Raw genomic sequence first — 1,119 nt, forward strand, 5'->3', positions numbered from 1 at the left:
TGGATAACTCACCTAAAAGAATAAGGAGTTTGTGGAATATTTTAAATAAAAGGTGATATACGTTGACTTAGTAAAGTTATATAATTTTGTTCCTCAACGCTGAGCGTCTGTTTTCTCTTATTGACCGACTGCTGCGAAATGTGTAGCATATTCCCGACTTCCTGTTCCGTCTTTTCCTGATAGAAAAGCAGTAAAATCAGCTCTCGCTCGTCCTCGCTTAATTTGGAAAGACAGAAGCGTACTTGCTCTGCTTCCAGATGTTCCGCTGCAAGCTGTTCTACGCTTTTTCCGGGTGCGGCAAACTGCTTGTCCTGTTCCAGCAGACGCTCATAGGAATCCTCGCGGCTGGGTAGGAAAGAGGCGGTTTCTTTCTGGAACTTTTCCACTTTCAGATCATAGGAAAAGTATTCCTCTTTCCGTTCGTAGTGCTGATACACACGGTAGACCTGTTCGCTTACCGGCACAGCTTGTCCGTCTATGTAAAGATACCGTTGTTTTCTTTCACTGCTCATGGTGTTCCTCCGTTTCGATTCGTGGGTTGGTTTGCGGACGAATCGAAACGGGGCGGCGACCGGCATCCAGGGCCGCCGGCGTCAGGAACGCTGTCGAATGGGAAGTTCTTATAGAAAAAATGTCTGACAGGAGGAGGCTTGTCCTTTCTTGTCCTCCTGCGGTGGCATTTTTTGTGTTTCTTTCCAGCTTTTTTAGGTTTTATGTAGAAACAGCGCGTACAAAAATAGGGCGCAAGTGATGGTAAGTTCACTTGCGCCCTGATTGGACTGGATATTTTGTTTTGGAAGTCTCCACCTGTTAGCGGTGGAGAAAGGTCAAAAGGGGTATCTACCCATAAGCGGCCTCCCTTGCACCGCTATGGGAATGGAACAAAGCAGTAGAAGTTATATGTCCCGAAAACCGCTTGCGGCATCTATTGTTACTGTTTCAATATACTCCAATGCTGCTTCGTGTCCTTTCTGAATTTGTGGTCAGTTATCTTCTCGCGCCATCTGCGCCAACTTCGTAGCCGTCCACTTTGGTGCTGACCGCCATAGAGCCGTCTGGGTAGAAGTAGTACCACTTGCCATCAATCTGCTTCCAGCCGCCGGAGAACATCTTACCGGT

2 protein-coding genes are annotated in these 1,119 nt (G+C 47.3%); both read right to left on the reverse strand.

The features are described 5' to 3' along the window. Nucleotides 1-41: 41 nt before the first annotated feature. Nucleotides 42-512 carry an RNA polymerase sigma factor gene (locus ASU35_RS05660; RefSeq protein ID WP_058352078.1) on the reverse strand — a complete coding sequence of 157 codons (471 nt, stop codon included), beginning with the start codon at nt 510-512 and terminating at the stop codon, nt 42-44. Nucleotides 513-987: 475 nt separating this feature from the next. After that, a complete protein-coding gene (locus ASU35_RS18575; protein ID WP_083504155.1) occupies nt 988-1,110 on the reverse strand; it encodes a hypothetical protein in 123 nt (40 codons plus the stop codon). Nucleotides 1,111-1,119: the final 9 nt, after the last annotated feature.

The sequence above is a fragment of the Acetivibrio ethanolgignens genome (assembly GCF_001461035.1).
Taxonomy (GTDB): Bacteria; Bacillota; Clostridia; order Lachnospirales; family Lachnospiraceae; genus Velocimicrobium; species Velocimicrobium ethanolgignens.

Bases quoted from the DNA above. Each gene is read 5' to 3' on its own strand.
- ASU35_RS05660 (WP_058352078.1), bottom strand. From the start codon at position 512: ATGAGCAGTGAAAGAAAACAACGGTATCTTTACATAGACGGACAAGCT.
- ASU35_RS18575 (WP_083504155.1), bottom strand. From the start codon at position 1,110: ATGTTCTCCGGCGGCTGGAAGCAGATTGATGGCAAGTGGTACTACTTC.